This window comes from Kitasatospora sp. NPDC053308, from assembly GCF_055585785.1.
Window position 1 is genome coordinate 821081 of sequence record NZ_JBVJJY010000001.1, and the last position, 15841, is coordinate 836921.

Consider the following 15841-nt stretch of genomic DNA (forward strand, 5'->3'; position numbering starts at 1 on the left):
ACGGTGCAACTCGCCTCGGCGGTCGACCCCCAGCTGGCCGACCTCTCCAACAAGCTGATCTATTCGGCGATGGTGGTCTACACGCTCGCCATGTTCGCCCACATGATCGAGTGGACCTTCGGCAGCAAGGGCGCCGTCGCCGTCCGCTCGACCGAGCAGGCGGGCAGCCTGGCCGAGACCGTCGCCGCGGCGGAGGCGAACGGCGCGAAGAAGGCCGCCAAGAAGGTCACCGTCACCGTGGCGGGGGCCGGCGGCGGCACCACCACGCTCACCCGCACCGCGATCGCGGGCGAGGGCGCGACGGTGGTCACCAGCGGGCGCGGCGCCGACGACGAGGACGGCCCGGGCGCGGCCGGCACCAGCGAGAAGGCCGACCTGGCCGGCCGGATCGCGGTCTCGCTCACCGTCCTGGGCCTGCTGCTGCACGGCGGCGGCATCGTCGCCCGCGGCCTGTCGGTGTCCCGCTGGCCGTGGGGCAACATGTACGAGTTCTCCTGCGCCTTCGCCTTCGCGATGACGGCCGCCTACCTGGTGCTGCTGGCGTCGAAGAAGAACGTCCGCTGGCTCGGCCTGCCGGTGGTCCTGGCGGGGCTGCTGACCCTCGGCATCGCCACCACGGTGCTGTACACCGACTCCGAGCAGCTCGTCCCGGCGCTGCACTCGCCGTGGCTGGCGATCCACGTGTCCACCGCGATCTTCTGCGGCGGCGCCTTCTACGCGGCGTTCATCGCCACCCTGCTGTACCTGGGCAAGGACTCCTTCGACAAGCGGATCGCGGCCGGCCTGACCACCGGCCCGCTGGGCACCTCGGCGTCGATCTGGCGCCGGCTGCCCGCCGCGTCGACCTTCGACAAGCTGTCGTACCGGATCAACGCGCTGGTCTTCCCGCTGTGGACCTTCACCATCATCGCGGGCGCGATCTGGGCCGAGGCGGCCTGGGGCAAGTACTGGGAGTGGGACCCGAAGGAGACCTGGTCGTTCATCACCTGGGTCGCCTACGCCTGCTACCTGCACGCCCGCGCGACGGCCGGCTGGAAGGGCCGCAAGGCCGCGTACCTGGCGCTGGCGGCCTTCGCCTGCTGGCTCTTCAACTACTACGGCGTGAACATCTTCGTCACCGGCAAGCACTCGTACGCGGGGATCTGACCGGGGGCACACACCCACCGGCCCGGCTTTCCGCAGGAGGTAGCCGGGCCGACGTGCAAGAGGGGTAGTACGTGTCGGCCGTCCGTGCCGGCACGGGGAGGAACGAGGAGGAAATCGCGCAATGGAGTGCGACGAGGTCATGCTGACCGTCCGAATCACCGCCGCCGAGCGCATGTTGCTCCGCCGGCTCGCCCAGGGACACCGGAGCGACGTGTCCGAGGTGGTGGCCGACGCTCTGCTGGACATCATCCCCACGCTCAGCGCGCCGGGGGACGCCTACCGGCTGCTGGGGGCCATCGCGACGCCCGCGCCCTGCGCCCTGACGGTGTGGCTGCCCACCGCGCTGGCCGACCTGCTGGTGCCCGGCGCGGCCCGCATCGCGCAGATCACCGACGTCCGGATCGAGTCGGCCAGCGCGGCCCTGGGCGCGGCGCTGCGGCTCTGGCTGGCGCAGGACCCGGTCAGACTGGCGGCCAACCTCAGCGTGATGCACGCCGGGCGGCCGGCCTCGGCGCTGGTCGCCGCGTAGCGGCCGTCAGCTGGCCAGCGGCAGCCGGGTGCTGCCGAGGCCCGGCGCGGCGGGGCGGTCGTCGAGCGCGTCCCGCCGGGCCGGCACCGTCGGGCGCGCGGCGGGCCCGTCCAGGGGGCCGTCCAGGGGCTCGGTGAGCAGCCGGCACTCGGCCGCCGTCCGGCCGTCCTGGACCAGCAGGACCCGGACGGGCGTCCGGCGGCCGTCCGCGGCGGGCTCGGGGACCGCCCGCACGAAGCACGGCCGGTCCAGCTCGATGTAGTGGTCGAACGAGGTCACCAGCTCGACCGGCACCACCGGTTCGGGGTGGCGCAGCCGCTGGGCGGCCTGCCGGGCGGCCTCCAGCACCAGCATCCCGGGCACGTGGTCCAGCTGGTGGTCGAACAGCACGGGGTGGGCGGCGTCGGCGCGCAGCAGCCAGGTGTCCGGCCGCAGGGTCGGGCTGAGCACCACGTCGGCCGGCTGGGCGCGGCCGACGAGTTCGGGCGCGGCGGGCGCCGGCGGCCGGGAGGGGACGACGGCGTGCCGGGCGGGGCCGCGCAGCCGGGCGTACGAGGCGGGGGAGAGCACTCGCAGCTGGCCCGAGCCGCGGCCGATCGGCCGGCCGTCCCGGGTGATCTCGGCGTGCACCCGCAGTGACGCCAGTCGGCCGTGCCGCATCCGGACGTCCTCGCAGCCGACGGCGAGCATCAGCGAGGTCGGGCCGCCGGCGACGGCCAGGCCGGACAGTCCTGGCTCGGCGAGCGCGTAGGAGAGGTCCTCCATGACGAAGTGGTGGCCGCGCGGCACCCCGAACCCGGCGTGGCCGATCAGCAGCCCGGCCTGCCGGACGGTCTCGGCCATCAGCACCGGGTCGTGGTAGCGGTCCCCGGGCAGGCGGTAGAAGCCGTGCAGCCGGGGCCACTGGGCGCCGAGCAGGAAGTCGTAGGGGCCGGTGGCCTGCCAGCCGGTGAGGAAGACCTCGGAGACCGAGGCGCGGTGCACCAGGTGCCGGGAGACGGTGCGGTCGTGGAAGTCGTACCCGGCGCCGATGCCGTGCCCCGGGTCGTACCCGGCGCCGAAGCCGTCGTCGGGGTGGGCGTGAGCGCCGTGGGGGTCCGGCTCTACGATCGATGGCATGACTGGCCCCCGCTCCCAGGGTGTCGGTCGAGCGGCCGCCATGGACGCCCGAGCAAAACATACATACCACCCGGTTTGTGTTCGACGACTGGGGTGCCCCGGCCGCCCAGCCCGGCCCGTTCACGCTACCCGCCCGGTGGGCTGGGGCAATGCCCTGCGGACGACCGCAGACCTTGGACGGGGGCCCGTCCCCGCTGGACGGCGGGGGCGACGCAGGCGCTAGATTAGATACCAACCATGCGGTTTCGGTCGCGGCCGTCCGCATGCGAGCGTCGCTCCCGGCAGGGGGCGAGCCGACAGCAGCCGGGCGGGGCGGGATCGCACCCGGTGGAGTCCGGAGGGGGCCAGTGGTCAAGCAGGAACGGGCTGGGCGGACCCGGCAGGCCGTGCTGCTCGCCGCGGCGGAGAGCTTCGCGCGGGTGGGCTTCGAAGCCGCCAGCCTGGTCGAGATCAGCCGTCGGGCCGGGGTCAGCAAGGGCGCCCTCTACTTCCACTTCGTGTCCAAGCAGGCCCTCGCCGACGGGGTGCGCCGCGCCGCCGGGCGGGAGATCGGCTCAGCCGCGCTGCGCGCCCTGCGCGCCGAAGGTCCGGCCCTGCAGGGACTGATCGACTTCTCGCACGAACTGGCCAGGATGCTGCGCGAGGACGTGGTGGTGCGGGCCGGCGTCCGGCTCGGCCGCCAGGGCCCCCGGCGGGACGACACCCCCGCGGGCCCGCCCGCCCCCGACGCGACCTGGCGCAGCCTCACCGCGGTCGTCCACCGGCTGCTGGACCGGGCCGCCGAGGCCGGCGAGCTGTGCCCCGGGGTGGACCGGCGGGCCGCCGCCGAGCTGCTCACCGCGGTGGCGGCCGGCCAGGTGCTGCTGGCGGGCGAGGAGGTCGACCGGCCCCGGCCGGAGGCCGTGCGCCGGGTCTGGACGGCCACGCTGCCCGCCCTGGTGGCGGCGGAGCGGAGGGCCGGCTACCGGGTCTGATCCCCGTGGGGCGCGACCTGGCTGATCCCCGCGGGGCGCGACCGGGGCCGGCCCCGCGGAGGCCTGCCGGTCAGGCGCGCTCGGCCACGCTCAGCCGGGCCAGCGCGTGCGGCTGGACCAGACCGGGCAGCAGCAGCGTCCACAGGTCGGCCATCCGCTGGATCAGGTCCTGCCGGTCGGCCAGCACCTGGGAGCTCAGCTGGATCCCGGTGACGGCCCCGGTGATCACCCCGGAGGCGGCGACCAGGTCGATCCCCGGGTGGAGGTCGCCGGCGTCCCGGGCGTGCTCCAGCAGCTCCCGGACCAGGTCCATCCAGCCCTGGTAGGCCGCGATCTGGGGCTGGGTGAAGCTGCCGTGCTCGATCGTCAGCCGGATGCTGCCGCGCACCAGCGGATCGTCCTGGAGCGCGCGGGCGAAGGCGTACCCCAGGTCGATCAGGTTCTGCACCGAGCTGTCCGAGGACGGCTCCCAGCCGGCGATCCAGGCGCCCTGTCCCTCGATGACGGCGAGCGCCAGCTCCTCCTTGGACCGGAAGTGGAAGTACAGCGCGCCCTTGGTGACGCCGGCGCGGTCCAGGATGTCGGACATCGTGGCGGCGGCGTAGCCCCGCTCGTCGAACACCTCGGCCGCCGCGAGGAGCACCGCCTGGCGGGTCGCCAGCGCGCGGGCCTGCCTGGCCATCGCAGCCTCCCTGGAAGAGTTCTGGTACCTCGGCAGCGGCCGATCCTACGGGGGCCGACGGAGCGTCGGAGGCATACCGTCCAGTAGGCATCCTACCGAGCCGCCCGCGGGCCGTTCCGGGCCGCGGAGGAGCCGGTGGGACGCGAAGCGTGCGCCCGGCGCGGGGCCTTCGCCGCCGCTGCCGGGAACGCCGGACGGCCGGCCACCCGAGCGGGATGACCGGCCGTCCGGCGGAAGCCGCGGTGCGTCAGGCGGCCTGCTGCCAGCTGACCGGCGAGAAGTACGCCGGGCGGCGCTCCAGGCGGTGCCAGGTGGCGATCGGCTCGATCGGCGCGACGGCGCCCGCCTGCTGCGCGGCGGCGGCGCGCGCCGTCAGGACGGCGGTCAGGGCGGCGAGTTCCTCGTCGGTGAGGCTGCCGCGGACGATGCGGACGAGCGGTTCGGCGGAAGCGTTCATGTCCTGGTTTCTCCCCCGGTGGCTGTGGTCTGAGGTGGCTCGGTACGGCCTGCTGCGGTGCGTGCCGCGCTGCTACATCGGCGGGTTGCCGTGCTTGCGGCTGGGCAGGTCGGCGTGCTTGGTGCGGAGCATGGCCAGGGCCGAGGCGATCACCTGACGGGTTTCGGCCGGGTCGATGACGTCGTCCACGAGGCCGCGCTCGGCCGCGTAGTACGGGTGCATCAGCTCGTTCTTGTATTCCTTGATCTTCTGGGCGCGCATGGCGTCCGGGTCCTCGGCTGCGTTGATCTCGCGCCGGAAGATGACGTTGGCCGCGCCCTCGGCGCCCATGACGGCGATCTCGTTGGTCGGCCAGGCGTAGGACAGGTCGGCCCCGATGGAGCGGGAGTCCATCACGATGTAGGCGCCGCCGTAGGCCTTGCGCAGGATCAGCGAGATGCGCGGCACGGTGGCGTTGCAGTACGCGTACAGCAGCTTGGCGCCGTGGCGGATGATGCCGCCGTGCTCCTGGTCGACGCCGGGCAGGAAGCCGGGGACGTCGAGCAGGGTGATCAGCGGGATGTTGAAGGCGTCGCACATCTGCACGAAGCGGGCGGCCTTCTCGCTGGCGTTGATGTCCAGCACACCGGCCAGCGACTGCGGCTGGTTGGCGATGATGCCGACGACGTGGCCGTCGACGCGGGCCAGCACGCACAGCACGTTGGTGGCCCAGCGCTCGTGGACCTCCAGGTACTCGCCGTGGTCGACGATCTCCTCGATCACCTTGCGCATGTCGTACGGGCGGTTGCCGTCGGCCGGCACCAGGTCCAGCAGGCTGTCGTTGCGCCGCTCGACCGGGTCCTCGCTCAGCACGGACGGCGGCATCTCGCGGTTGTTCTGCGGGAGCAGCGACAGGAGGTAGCGGACCTCCTCGATGCAGGACTGCTCGTCGTCGTAGATGAAGTGGGCGACGCCCGAGACGCCGGCGTGCACGTCCGCGCCGCCGAGGCCGTTCTGGGTGATCTTCTCGCCGGTCACCGCCTGGACGACGTCCGGGCCGGTGATGAACATCTGCGAGGTCTCGCGGACCATGAAGACGAAGTCGGTCAGCGCGGGGGAGTACGCGGCGCCGCCGGCGCACGGGCCGAGCATCACCGAGATCTGCGGAATGACGCCGGAGGCCTTGGTGTTGCGCTGGAAGATGCCGCCGTAGCCGGCCAGCGCGGTCACGCCCTCCTGGATGCGGGCGCCGGCGCCGTCGTTCAGCGAGACCAGCGGGGCACCGGCCGCGATGGCCATGTCCATGATCTTGTGGATCTTCTGCGCGTGGGCCTCGCCCAGCGCGCCGCCGAAGATCCGGAAGTCGTGGGCGTAGGTGAAGACGGTGCGGCCGTGCACGGTGCCCCAGCCGACGACGACGCCGTCGGTGTGCGGCTTCTTGGCCTCCAGGCCGAAGCCCTGGGCGCGGTGCCGGCGCAGCGGCTCGACCTCGTGGAAGGAGCCCTCGTCCAGCAGCAGCTCGATGCGCTCGCGGGCGGTCAGCTTGCCCTTGGCGTGCTGGGCCTCGGTGGCCTTGTCGCTGGGGCCTCGGCGGACCTTCTCGCGCAGCTCGTGCAGCTCGGCGACCCGCCCGCGGGCGTCGGCCGGGACTTCCGGGACCTCGCCGTCGACCGGCGCCTCATGCACAACCGTCATCTCGAACCACTCCAAGGGTGAGGGAACTGTCCGACAGCCAACGTCTGCTGTGCCCCCGGCCGCGAATCACTTTCTTCACTTATGACTGTACGAGGGGCCGTGCGCTGGTTTCGGCGTCGATTCCGTACAAGGTCGGGTTCGTTTAGCTGTCAGGCCTGCACAGAAGCGGCCGGGGCGGGGCCCGAGCGCTCGGTGGTCGTTCGAATACCGGGGGTTGTCGGACAGGTGATGGTCCGATGATCTGAGCATCAAGAAAAGCGCAGGTCAGGGCCGTCCCTCAGTAAGGTAGGCCGCCTGCCTTGGGCGCCGCTCAAGGGTCGCTCAAGCCGGGCGCCGGAGCGGTGACCATCCGGGTGAGAGGGCATCCAGTCGTAGGGAAGCGCCAAAAAGGCCACAGCCCACCCTGGCCTGCCCGGGTGGGCTGTTGGAGGGAGTGCGCGAATCCCCCGGTGATCAGCTCTTCCGGCCGTCCTCCGGCTCGTCGCGGTCCCGCAGCTCCTGCTCCCGGCGGCGCAGGTCGGCCTCCCACTGCCGGAGCATCGACTCGTGGTCCTTGTCGCTCTTCTTCAACGAGGCGAGGAACTCCGGGTCGTCGTCCGGCGCGAGCGGGCGGCCACCGCGGGCGGCCGGGCGGCCGGCGGACCCGGCCGGCAGGAAGCCGCGCCGCCGGCCGGCGATCAGCCAGGCGATCGGGCCCAGCGGCGGGAAGAGCAGGACGATCAGCACCCAGACCACCTTCGGCAGGTGCTTCACCTCGTCCTCGGGCGTGGTCAGGCAGTCGACGAACGCCCAGACCCAGAGCGCGAGCGGAAGGACGATGGTCAGCAGGATCCGCAACATGGCTGCGATCTCCCCCCCAGCGGGCGACGGTGGCGGGCGCCTTCCCGGGCCCTTGACGCAAGCCAGGCTATCCCGTGGCGGATACTGGCTGGCATGGCATACGACGATCTCCGCTCGTTTCTCCGGGCCCTCGACCGCGAGGGCGACCTCAAGCGCATCAAGGCGGAGGTGGACCCCCACCTGGAGGTCGGCGAGATCGTCGACCGGGTGCAGAAGGCCAAGGGCCCGGCGCTGCTGTTCGAGAACGTCAAGGGCTCGTCCATGCCGCTCGCGATGAACGTCTTCGGCACCGAGCGGCGGCTGGCCAAGGCGCTCGGCCTCAAGGGCCCGGACGACATCTCCGAGAAGATCGCCGGCCTGCTCAAGCCCGAACTGCCGCAGGGCTTCACCGGCTTCCGGGACGCCTTCGGCAAGCTCGCCTCGATGACGCACGTCCCGCCGCGGAACGTGAAGTCCGGCGACGCCCCGGTGCAGGAGGTCGTGCTCACCGGCGACGACGTCAACCTGGACGAGCTGCCCGCCCTCTTCACCTGGCCGCTGGACGGCGGTTCGTTCTTCAACCTGGGCCTCACCCACACCAAGGACCCGGACACCGGCATCCGCAACCTGGGCCTCTACCGGCTGCAGCGGCACGACCGCCGCACCATCGGCATGCACTGGCAGATCCACAAGGACAGCCGCAACCACTACGCGGTGGCGGCCAAGCGCGGAGAGCGCCTCCCGGTCGCGATCGCCTTCGGCTGCCCGCCGGCCGTCACCTACGCGGCCACCGCGCCGCTGCCCGGGGACATCGACGAGTACCTCTTCGCCGGTTTCATCGCGGGCGAGCGGGTGCGGATGGTCGACTGCAAGACCGTCCCGCTGCAGGTCCCTGCCGACGCCGAGGTGGTGCTGGAGGGCTGGCTGGAGCCCGGCGAGATGCTGCCCGAGGGCCCGTTCGGGGACCACACCGGCTTCTACACCCCGCAGGAGCCGTTCCCGGCGCTCACCATCGACTGCGTGACGATGCGCCGCCGCCCGATCCTGCAGTCCATCGTGGTCGGCCGGCCGCCGACGGAGGACGGCCCGCTGGGCAAGTTCACCGAGCGCTTCTTCCTGCCCCTGCTGAAGATCATCATCCCGGACATCGTCGACTACGACCTGCCCGAGGCCGGCGGCTTCCACAACTGCGTGATCGTCTCGATCGACAAGAAGTACCCCAAGCACGCCCAGAAGACGATGCACGCGATCTGGGGCGCCCACATGATGTCGCTGACCAAGCTGATCATCGTGGTGGACGCCGACTGCGACGTGCACGACTACCAGGAAGTCGCCTGGCGCGCCTTCGGCAACGTCGACTACAGCCGGGACCTCACCGTGGTCGAGGGCCCGGTGGACCACCTCGACCACGCCTCGTACCAGCAGTTCTGGGGCGGCAAGGCCGGCATCGACGCCACCCGCAAGCTGCCCGAGGAGGGCTACACCCGGGACGGCGGCTGGCCCGAGATGGTGACCTCGGACCCGGCGACGGCCGCCCTGGTCTCGCGCCGCTGGAAGGAGTACGGGCTGTGAGCACGGCCGCCGTCGAAACGCCGGGGCGCACCAGGGCCTTCCTGCGCCTGGTGATGATCGAGCACTCGGTCTTCGCCCTGCCCTTCGCGTACATCGCCGCGCTGACGGCCATGTTCCTCGCCGACAAGCGGGTCCACTGGGGCCAGTTGTTCGTCGTCACGGTCTGCATGGTCGGGCTGCGGACGTTCGCGATGGCCGCCAACCGGATCATCGACCGGGAGATCGACGCCCGGAACCCGCGCACCGCGGGGCGCGAACTGGTCACCGGCGCCGTGTCGTTGAAGACCGCGTACGTCGGCTCGGCGATCGCGCTGGTGGTCTTCCTCGGCGCCGCCGCGATGCTCAACCCGCTCTGCCTGGCGCTCGCGCCGGTGGCCGTGGTGCCGATGGTGGTCTATCCGTACGGCAAGCGGTTCACCGACTTCCCGCAGGCGATCCTGGGCCTGGCGCAGGCGATGGGCCCGGTCGGCGCCTGGCTCGCCGTCACGGGCAGCTGGTCCTGGGAGGCGGTGGTGCTGGGCGTGGCCGTCGGCATCTGGATCGGCGGCTTCGACCTGATCTACGCCTGCCAGGACGTCGAGTCCGACCGCCACGGCAAGGTCCGCTCGGTGCCTGCCCGCTTCGGCGTCCCGGCGGCCATCCGCGCCGCGCGGGTGTGCCACGTCCTGACGACGCTGCTGCTGGGCTGGTTCGCGGTGCTCACGCACGCCGGAGCGGCCTTCTGGATCGGTCTGGTGGTCGTCGCGGGGGCCTTCGTCTACGAGCACACCATCGTCAAGCCCGACGACCTGTCGAAGCTCAACCGCGCCTTCTTCCAGACCAACGGCTTCGTCGGGATCTCGCTGTTCTGCTTCGCCCTGCTGGACCTGGTCGTCCGCGGGCTCGGCATCTGATGTCCACCGGCCCGGGCACGGGGCGGACATCCGCCACGTCCGCGACCTGAGCGAGCCTGTACCGAGGACGGCCGGCTGACCTCCGGCTGCTCGCGGTGGGCGATCGCCGTGACGTCTGTCGGCGGTACCGAGCGATCAGCGGAACAGGGCGGCGTGGTCCGTCGCCCAGGCGCGGAAGCTGCGGGCCGGGTGGCCGGTGACCTCCCGGACGGTCGTGGTGACCGGCCCGGGGGCGGCGAGGCGGGTGTGGACGAGGTCCAGCGCGCCGTCGACGGCCGCCGGGGGCGTGCCGGTGCCGAGCATCCGGCGGCGGGCGGCCGCGCGGGGGATCTCCTGCCAGGCCGCCGGGCGGCCGGCCGCCTCGCCGATGAGGCCCACCTGCTCCGCCTGCGTGGGCGACTCCGGGCCGGTCAGCACGTACCGGGCGCCGTCGTGGCCGTCCTCGACCAGGGCCCGGACGGCGACCGCCGCGACGTCCCGCTCGTCCACCGGGTTCAGCCCGGCCGCGCCGCCGTAGCCCCGCACCAGGCCGGTGGTGCGGATCTCCTGCGCCCATCGCAGCGCGGCGGCGAACCCGTGCGCCCGCAGCACCGTGTGCCGTACGCCGCTGCAGGCGAGCAGTGCCTCGGTCTCGCCCTCCGCTCGGCCGGGGACGGTCGAGGACAGGAACACCACCCGCCCGACCTCCCGGGCCAGCACGCCGACCGCGTCGGTCGCCGCCTCCGTCGTCGGGTGCGGCCACCCCAGCAGCACCGCGCCGACCCCCTGGGCCGCCGCCTCCAGCGACCCGGGGTCGAGCAGTGCCCGCGGGGGCAGCGTCCGCGCCCGTACCCCGGCGGCCGCGAGCTGCAGCCCGACGTGCCGCCCGACCGTCCCGGAGGCGCCGACCACCAGGACCGGTGACGCGTCCTCAACTCGCTTGTGTGTCATGTATCGAACGTAAGCGAGGATGATGAGACGCCCAATGCGCACGGGTCTAGGGTCCATGCGTCATCGTCTAGGGCCGATGCCCGGAGCCCGGACCACCGGGCCCCGGGCGTCAGTTGTGCAGGAAGCCTTCCAACGAGGCGGCCAGGGCGACCGGCGCCTCGTACATCGGGTAGTGGCCGCTGCCGCCCAGCTCCTCCAACTCCGCGTTGGGGTAGTGGGCGAGGAAGGTGCCGCGCATGACGTCGGCGGTGATCGCCAGGTCGTGCGCGCCGACGATGACCTTGACCGGTACCGGGTTGCCGCTGATCCGGCGCTCCAGGTCGGCCGTCGCCCAGTCCCGGACGTAGCCGCCGAAGGCCTCCGGGGTGGACACGCGCAGGGACTGGTCGACCATCCGGTCGAGCCAGACCCGCCCGGCCCGCTGCCCGGTGACCAGGTCGATGATCGCGAGGCGCTTGTCCCGGTCCTCGGCGGCGCCGAAGAACAGCGCCTCGCCGGCCTCGTCCAGCGGGTAGGCACCGGCCGGCACCGGGGCGAGGCCCACCAGCTTGCGCACCCGCAGCGGCGCCTCCGCGAGCACCTGCTGGGCGGCCTTGCCGCCCATCGAGTGGCCGACCACCGAGAAGCGGTCCCAGCCGAGTCGGTCGGCCAGGGCGAGCGCGTCGGAGGCGATCTCGGCGAGCGTGTAGTCGCCGGTGACGTCCTTGCGCGCGCCGTAGCCGCGGTAGTCGAGGAAGGCGTAGCTGAACGCGCGGCCGTCGAGGTAGTCGAGGAAGGGGCCCCAGCCCGCGCTGGTGCCGAACCAGTCGTGCAGGACCAGGACGTGGTGGTCACCCGTGCCGATCAGGCGGTGAGGGATCGTCATGCCGGCGGTTCTTCCCCGCAACCGGCGCGTCCGAACGGCCGGTTCGGGAGGGAGGAGTGGGGTTTCGGACCCGCCGGGCTTCAGGCCGCCGGCCGGCGGGCGAAGGCCGGGGCGTGCTCGGGGAGGGGGCCGAAGGCGACCATCCGGGACAGCGGCCGCGGGAAGCCGAGAAGTGACGGCGCGTCAGTCGATGATCAGCCGGTCCCCGAGCCGGAGCCGGCCCGGGGCGGCGACCTCGGCGAGGGCGTCGAGCCGGCCGTCGTGCGCGTGCACGACGGCCTTGAGGATCTCCGGCGCGTGCGGCAGCCCCGGTTGCGGGGCGCCGGTCATCGCGCAGCGCTCGCTGGAGGTGACGAAGGCGAGCCGGGCGCTGCCCGGGGCCTCGCCGCGGGCCCGGCGGCCGAACCAGGTGTCCTCGACGAACGGCGGGGTGCCGGGCGGGGTGCGCAGCACGATGTTGGGCCGGAACCGGCGCTCGTCGACGACGGCGAAGGGGACGGCCTCGCGGACCCAGTCCAGCGTCGCGGTGGTGAGCAGGCTGACCGGCAGCCGGTCGACGTGCGGTACGGCGTCCTCACGGGCGAGTTCGACGTCCGCGAGCTGCAGGTAGGCGCGCAGGAAGGCGGTCGGCCGGTCGACCGGGCGGCCGAGCGGGTCGAACAGCTCGGGGCCGTCGATCCGCCGGCCGAGGCGCGCGGAGAGCCGCAGCAGGCCGTCCATCCGGCGGAAGCGGCGGGTGTTCTTGCCGGAGCCGAGCTTCCCGGCCGCGTCGCGGACGGCGTAGAGGCGGTCGCCGGCCAGGCCGCGCTCGTCCACCTCGACGGAGTCGAGCCGCTCGCCGCCGGTGGATTTCACGGGGTAGCGCCAGAGTCGCTCGATCACTCCGATGATCTCAGCCATGGGCGGACAGCGTACTGGCGCCACCGGGGGATGGTCTAGACCAAGTGGCGTGCGGGCGGGGGCTGCCGGCGTGGTCCGGCCGGTCGGTTCAGCCCAGCCGGGCCACCGCCCGCACGGGTGCGCCGTCCGCCGCGACCAGCCGCAGCGGGAACAGCGAGACCTCCACCGGGCGGCCGTCCCGCTGCGCCTCCAGCAGCGCCCGCAGGTCGGTCAGGTTCTCGGCGATCACCCCGCCCCCGGGCGCCCCGAGCAGCACCCGGTGCGCGGCGAGCGAGGGCTCCTCGGCGGTGGACTGGTCGTGCTCGTCGGTGAGGTCGGCGAGCAGCGCGGCCACCGCGGGGTCGCCCGGTCCCGGGTCGGGCGTCGCGTCCACGCTGAGCGCGTCCACCCCGACGGTCCGCACCCCGGCGGCGACGATCGCCTCCGCGGCGTCCGGGGTCAGGCTGGGGTGCGCCAGGTAGGCGTCGGTGCCCCAGTGCCGGACCCAGCCGGTGGCCAGCAGCAGGACGGTGCCCTCGCCGGAGTCCGCGGCCCGCTCCAGCGCCGGCGCCAGCAGTTCGGGGGTGACGGCGGCCCGGGGCTCCAGCCCGCGCAGGTCGGCGACCACGGCCGGGCCGGTGAACCGCTCCAGCGGCAGCCCGTCCAGGGTCGGCCAGGTGACGTCCACGTGGTACGGCGCGTCCACGTGCGTCCCGGACTGCGAGCCCAGGTGCAGGGCCAGCACGTTCACCCCGGCGGTGGCGGTGGTGAGCGCGGGTGCCAGCAGGACGGCCGGATCACCGGGGTAGACCGGCATCGCGGTGGTCACCTGGTGGGTGAGGTCGACGAGGGTCGCAGCCATGCCCCCATCCTCCCAGGGGGGACGGCGGATGCGGCCCGGTCGGCCGAAGCCGGATAGAAATGCCCCATGGGAACTGCGAAGCGTCAGCCGTGGGTGGTCGGGGTCTCGGGCGCGTCGGGGACGCCGTACGCGGCCTCGGTGGTCCGGGCGCTGCTGGCCGCGGGCGAGTCGGTCGACCTGATCGTCAGCCGGGCCGCCCGGCTGACCATCCTGGACGAGACCGGGATCTCCTTCCGGGACGCCCACTGGCGCGCCGACCTCGCGGCCTGGCTCGGCGGCGACCAGGGCCTGGACGACGTCCGCTACTGGCCCGCCGGGGACTTCGCGGCCGGCCCGTCCAGCGGCTCGTACCCGGCCAAGGGCATGCTGGTGGTGCCCGCGACCACCGGCGCGGTGGCCGGGATCGCGCTCGGGCTGAGCAAGGACCTGCTGCAGCGGGCCGCCAGCGTCACCCTCAAGGAGCGCCGCCCGCTCGTCGTGTGCGTGCGCGAGACGCCACTCAACGGGGTGACGTTGAAGCACCTGGTGGAACTCGACGCGCAGGGCGCGGTGGTGCTGCCCGCTTCGCCCGGTTTCTACGCCGGCGGCTCCACCGTGCGCGAACTCGTGGATTTCGTGGCGGGACGGGTGCTGGACGCCGTCGGCGTCCCGCATTCCCTGTACCTGCGCTGGGAAGGGGAGTTGGGAGCGGCGGCCCGCCGGACCGACGGAAATCCGGGCCCAGCGGCTGAGGGGGAGTAAGGAGAGCGAGGGCGGGAGAGTATCTTCTCTGCGATATCCGGGTCGGTCGGCGCACGGCGCCTTTGAATCCGGATAATGATCTGTGGGTCTGGTGAGGTTCGGAAGGACGCGGACGGTATATGGACACGGTGGACAGACAGCTCATCCAGGCGCTCCGGGAGAACGGCCGTGCGTCCTACGCCGAGCTGGGCCGGTTGGTCGGACTCTCCGGCCCGAGCGTCACGGACCGCATCAACCGCCTGGAGCAGGCCGGGGTCATCACGGGGTACCGCGCGACGGTCAACCCGGCCTCGCTCGGCTTCGGCGTCACGGCCCTGATCGGCCTTCAGCTCACGGACGCCGCCGACCACGAGGACGTCGCGTTCCGGCTGAAGGACCTCAACGAGGTCGAGGACTGCTGGTTCATCGCGGGTGACGACTCCTACATGCTCAAGGTCCGGGTAGCCGACGTGGCCGGCCTGGAGTCGGTGGTGAAGCGGATCTCCGGCACGAAAGGCGTGGCCAGGACCCGCACCACCGTCGTACTCTCCACGAAGTGGGAGAACCGGGTGAGTGAACTTCCCCCTGTAGGAGAGTGACGCATGGCACTGGTCGGTCTGGAGGAGCTGCGCGCGGCTCGGCAGCGGATCGCGGGGGTCGCCGTGCGCACCCCGCTGGTTCCCGCCCCCTGGGCGGCCGAGGGGGAGCGGCGGCTCTGGCTCAAGCCCGAGAACCTCCAGCCGACCGGGGCCTTCAAGACCCGCGGCGCCTACAACCGGCTCGCCGCGCTCACCGCGGACGAGCGGGCCCGCGGCGTGGTCGCCCAGTCCAGCGGCAACCACGCGCAGGCGGTGGCCTACGCGGCGCAGCTGCTGGGCATCAAGGCCGTGATCGTGATGCCGGACACCTCGCCGACGGTGAAGGTGGACGCGACCCGGGGGTTCGGCGCCGAGGTGGTGCTGGTGCCCCCGGCGGAGCGGGACACCCTGCCCGCCGAACTCGCCGAGAAGCACGGCTACGTCTGGGTGCCGCCCTACGACGACCCGTTCATCATCGCGGGCCAGGGCACGGTCGGCCTGGAGATCGCCGAGGACGCCCCGGCCGGGCTGGACACCGTCCTGGTGCCGGTCAGCGGCGGCGGACTCATCGGCGGCACGGCGGCCGCGCTCAAGCTGACCCGCCCGGGCATCCGGGTGATCGGCGTGGAGCCCGAGCTGGCCGCCGACGCCCGGGCCAGCCTGCGGGCCGGCCGCCGGCTCTCCTGGCCGGTCGCCGACACCTACCGCACCATCGCGGACGGGCTGCGCACCCCCTCCGTCGGCGTGCTGCCGTACGAGCACATCACCACCTACGTGGACGACATCGTCACCGTCACCGAGGACGAGATCCGCGCCACCGTCGCCCTGCTGGCCCGCCGCGGCCGGCTGGTCGCCGAGCCGTCCGGGGCGGTCGCCCCGGCCGCGTACTTCCACCGCGCCGCCGAGACCGGGGGCCAGGAGGTGGCGGCCGTGGTCAGCGGCGGGAACATCGACCCCGCCCTGCTGGCCGAGCTGCTCTCGGCCTAGGCGCCGCCCCCGCCGAGCCGCCCCGCCGAGCCGCCCGGTGCCCCTCCGCCCCAGTCGAGGGGCACGCCGATGTCCGGGGGAGAAGCGGGGGAGGGCCGACCGTCGGCACCGGGTCGGAGCGGCCCGGAGGCGGGCGGGCGAGTGACGTACGCTCG

17 protein-coding genes are annotated in these 15841 nt (G+C 73.2%); 8 read left to right on the top strand and 9 right to left on the bottom strand.

The features are described from left to right. Positions 1 to 3 precede the first annotated feature (3 nt). Together ccsB and ACZ6Y7_RS03765 are read left to right on the top strand one after the other, a co-directional pair. On the top strand, positions 4 to 1146 hold the full coding sequence (gene ccsB, locus ACZ6Y7_RS03760) for a c-type cytochrome biogenesis protein CcsB (RefSeq protein ID WP_465756219.1): 1143 nt from the start codon (positions 4 to 6) through the stop codon (positions 1144 to 1146). 139 nt (positions 1147 to 1285) lie between these two features. Then, complete coding sequence (locus tag ACZ6Y7_RS03765; RefSeq protein WP_465756220.1) at positions 1286 to 1675, top strand: hypothetical protein; 390 nt, start codon at positions 1286 to 1288, stop codon at positions 1673 to 1675. A gap of 6 nt (positions 1676 to 1681) precedes the next feature. Here the strand turns inward: ACZ6Y7_RS03765 and ACZ6Y7_RS03770 are convergent, their stop codons facing one another. Continuing rightward, on the bottom strand, positions 1682 to 2794 hold the full coding sequence (locus ACZ6Y7_RS03770; protein ID WP_465756221.1) for a ScbA/BarX family gamma-butyrolactone biosynthesis protein: 1113 nt from the start codon (positions 2792 to 2794) through the stop codon (positions 1682 to 1684). 347 nt (positions 2795 to 3141) lie between these two features. On the opposite strand from ACZ6Y7_RS03770, the gene ACZ6Y7_RS03775 reads away from it, so the two are divergent. Next, positions 3142 to 3768, top strand: coding sequence for a ScbR family autoregulator-binding transcription factor (locus ACZ6Y7_RS03775; RefSeq protein ID WP_465756222.1), 627 nt, complete (start codon positions 3142 to 3144; stop codon positions 3766 to 3768). Positions 3769 to 3838: 70 nt separating this feature from the next. Here ACZ6Y7_RS03775 and ACZ6Y7_RS03780 read toward each other — a convergent pair whose 3' ends face one another. From ACZ6Y7_RS03780 to ACZ6Y7_RS03795, 4 genes are all read right to left on the bottom strand, one after another. Next, the gene (locus ACZ6Y7_RS03780) at positions 3839 to 4450 is read right to left on the bottom strand and encodes a ScbR family autoregulator-binding transcription factor (protein WP_402220882.1); all 612 of its coding nucleotides are present in this window, start codon (positions 4448 to 4450) and stop codon (positions 3839 to 3841) included. Positions 4451 to 4697: 247 nt separating this feature from the next. Beyond that, positions 4698 to 4907, bottom strand: coding sequence for an acyl-CoA carboxylase subunit epsilon (locus tag ACZ6Y7_RS03785; RefSeq protein ID WP_465756223.1), 210 nt, complete (start codon positions 4905 to 4907; stop codon positions 4698 to 4700). Between the two features lie 72 nt (positions 4908 to 4979). Further along, a complete protein-coding gene (locus tag ACZ6Y7_RS03790; RefSeq protein ID WP_465756224.1) occupies positions 4980 to 6581 on the bottom strand; it encodes an acyl-CoA carboxylase subunit beta in 1602 nt (533 codons plus the stop codon). Positions 6582 to 7034: 453 nt separating this feature from the next. Further along, entirely contained in the window at positions 7035 to 7421 is a 387-nt protein-coding gene (locus ACZ6Y7_RS03795; RefSeq protein ID WP_465756225.1) for a PLD nuclease N-terminal domain-containing protein, read from the bottom strand. Between the two features lie 93 nt (positions 7422 to 7514). Here ACZ6Y7_RS03795 and ACZ6Y7_RS03800 point away from each other — a divergent pair, with 93 nt between their 5' ends. Further along, positions 7515 to 8972, top strand: coding sequence for a menaquinone biosynthesis decarboxylase (locus ACZ6Y7_RS03800; RefSeq protein ID WP_465756226.1), 1458 nt, complete (start codon positions 7515 to 7517; stop codon positions 8970 to 8972). Continuing rightward, positions 8969 to 9865 carry a menaquinone biosynthesis prenyltransferase MqnP gene (gene mqnP / locus ACZ6Y7_RS03805; protein WP_465756227.1) on the top strand — a complete coding sequence of 299 codons (897 nt, stop codon included), beginning with the start codon at positions 8969 to 8971 and terminating at the stop codon, positions 9863 to 9865. Before ACZ6Y7_RS03800 ends, mqnP begins: the two co-directional genes overlap by 4 nt. A gap of 135 nt (positions 9866 to 10000) precedes the next feature. Here mqnP and ACZ6Y7_RS03810 read toward each other — a convergent pair whose 3' ends face one another. The 4 genes from ACZ6Y7_RS03810 to ACZ6Y7_RS03825 all read right to left on the bottom strand — a co-directional run bounded on the left by ACZ6Y7_RS03810 (position 10001) and on the right by ACZ6Y7_RS03825 (position 13401). Then, positions 10001 to 10795 carry a Rossmann-fold NAD(P)-binding domain-containing protein gene (locus ACZ6Y7_RS03810; protein WP_465756228.1) on the bottom strand — a complete coding sequence of 265 codons (795 nt, stop codon included), beginning with the start codon at positions 10793 to 10795 and terminating at the stop codon, positions 10001 to 10003. Between the two features lie 109 nt (positions 10796 to 10904). Beyond that, positions 10905 to 11660 (bottom strand): alpha/beta fold hydrolase, encoded by a 756-nt coding sequence (locus ACZ6Y7_RS03815; protein ID WP_465756229.1) that lies wholly within the window; start codon positions 11658 to 11660, stop codon positions 10905 to 10907. A gap of 183 nt (positions 11661 to 11843) precedes the next feature. Beyond that, the gene (locus ACZ6Y7_RS03820; RefSeq protein WP_465756230.1) at positions 11844 to 12560 is read right to left on the bottom strand and encodes an MOSC domain-containing protein; all 717 of its coding nucleotides are present in this window, start codon (positions 12558 to 12560) and stop codon (positions 11844 to 11846) included. An 88-nt stretch (positions 12561 to 12648) separates the two neighbouring features. Continuing rightward, on the bottom strand, positions 12649 to 13401 hold the full coding sequence (locus ACZ6Y7_RS03825; protein ID WP_465756231.1) for a cyclase family protein: 753 nt from the start codon (positions 13399 to 13401) through the stop codon (positions 12649 to 12651). Between the two features lie 66 nt (positions 13402 to 13467). Between ACZ6Y7_RS03825 and ACZ6Y7_RS03830 the strand changes: the two genes are divergently transcribed. The 3 genes from ACZ6Y7_RS03830 (at position 13468) to ACZ6Y7_RS03840 (ending at position 15686) form a co-directional block, all read left to right on the top strand. Beyond that, on the top strand, positions 13468 to 14142 hold the full coding sequence (locus ACZ6Y7_RS03830) for a UbiX family flavin prenyltransferase (protein ID WP_465756232.1): 675 nt from the start codon (positions 13468 to 13470) through the stop codon (positions 14140 to 14142). A gap of 119 nt (positions 14143 to 14261) precedes the next feature. After that, a complete protein-coding gene (locus ACZ6Y7_RS03835; RefSeq protein ID WP_030055719.1) occupies positions 14262 to 14720 on the top strand; it encodes an Lrp/AsnC family transcriptional regulator in 459 nt (152 codons plus the stop codon). Positions 14721 to 14723: 3 nt separating this feature from the next. Then, positions 14724 to 15686, top strand: coding sequence for a threonine ammonia-lyase (locus ACZ6Y7_RS03840; protein WP_465756233.1), 963 nt, complete (start codon positions 14724 to 14726; stop codon positions 15684 to 15686). The last annotated feature ends 155 nt before the right edge of the window (positions 15687 to 15841 follow it).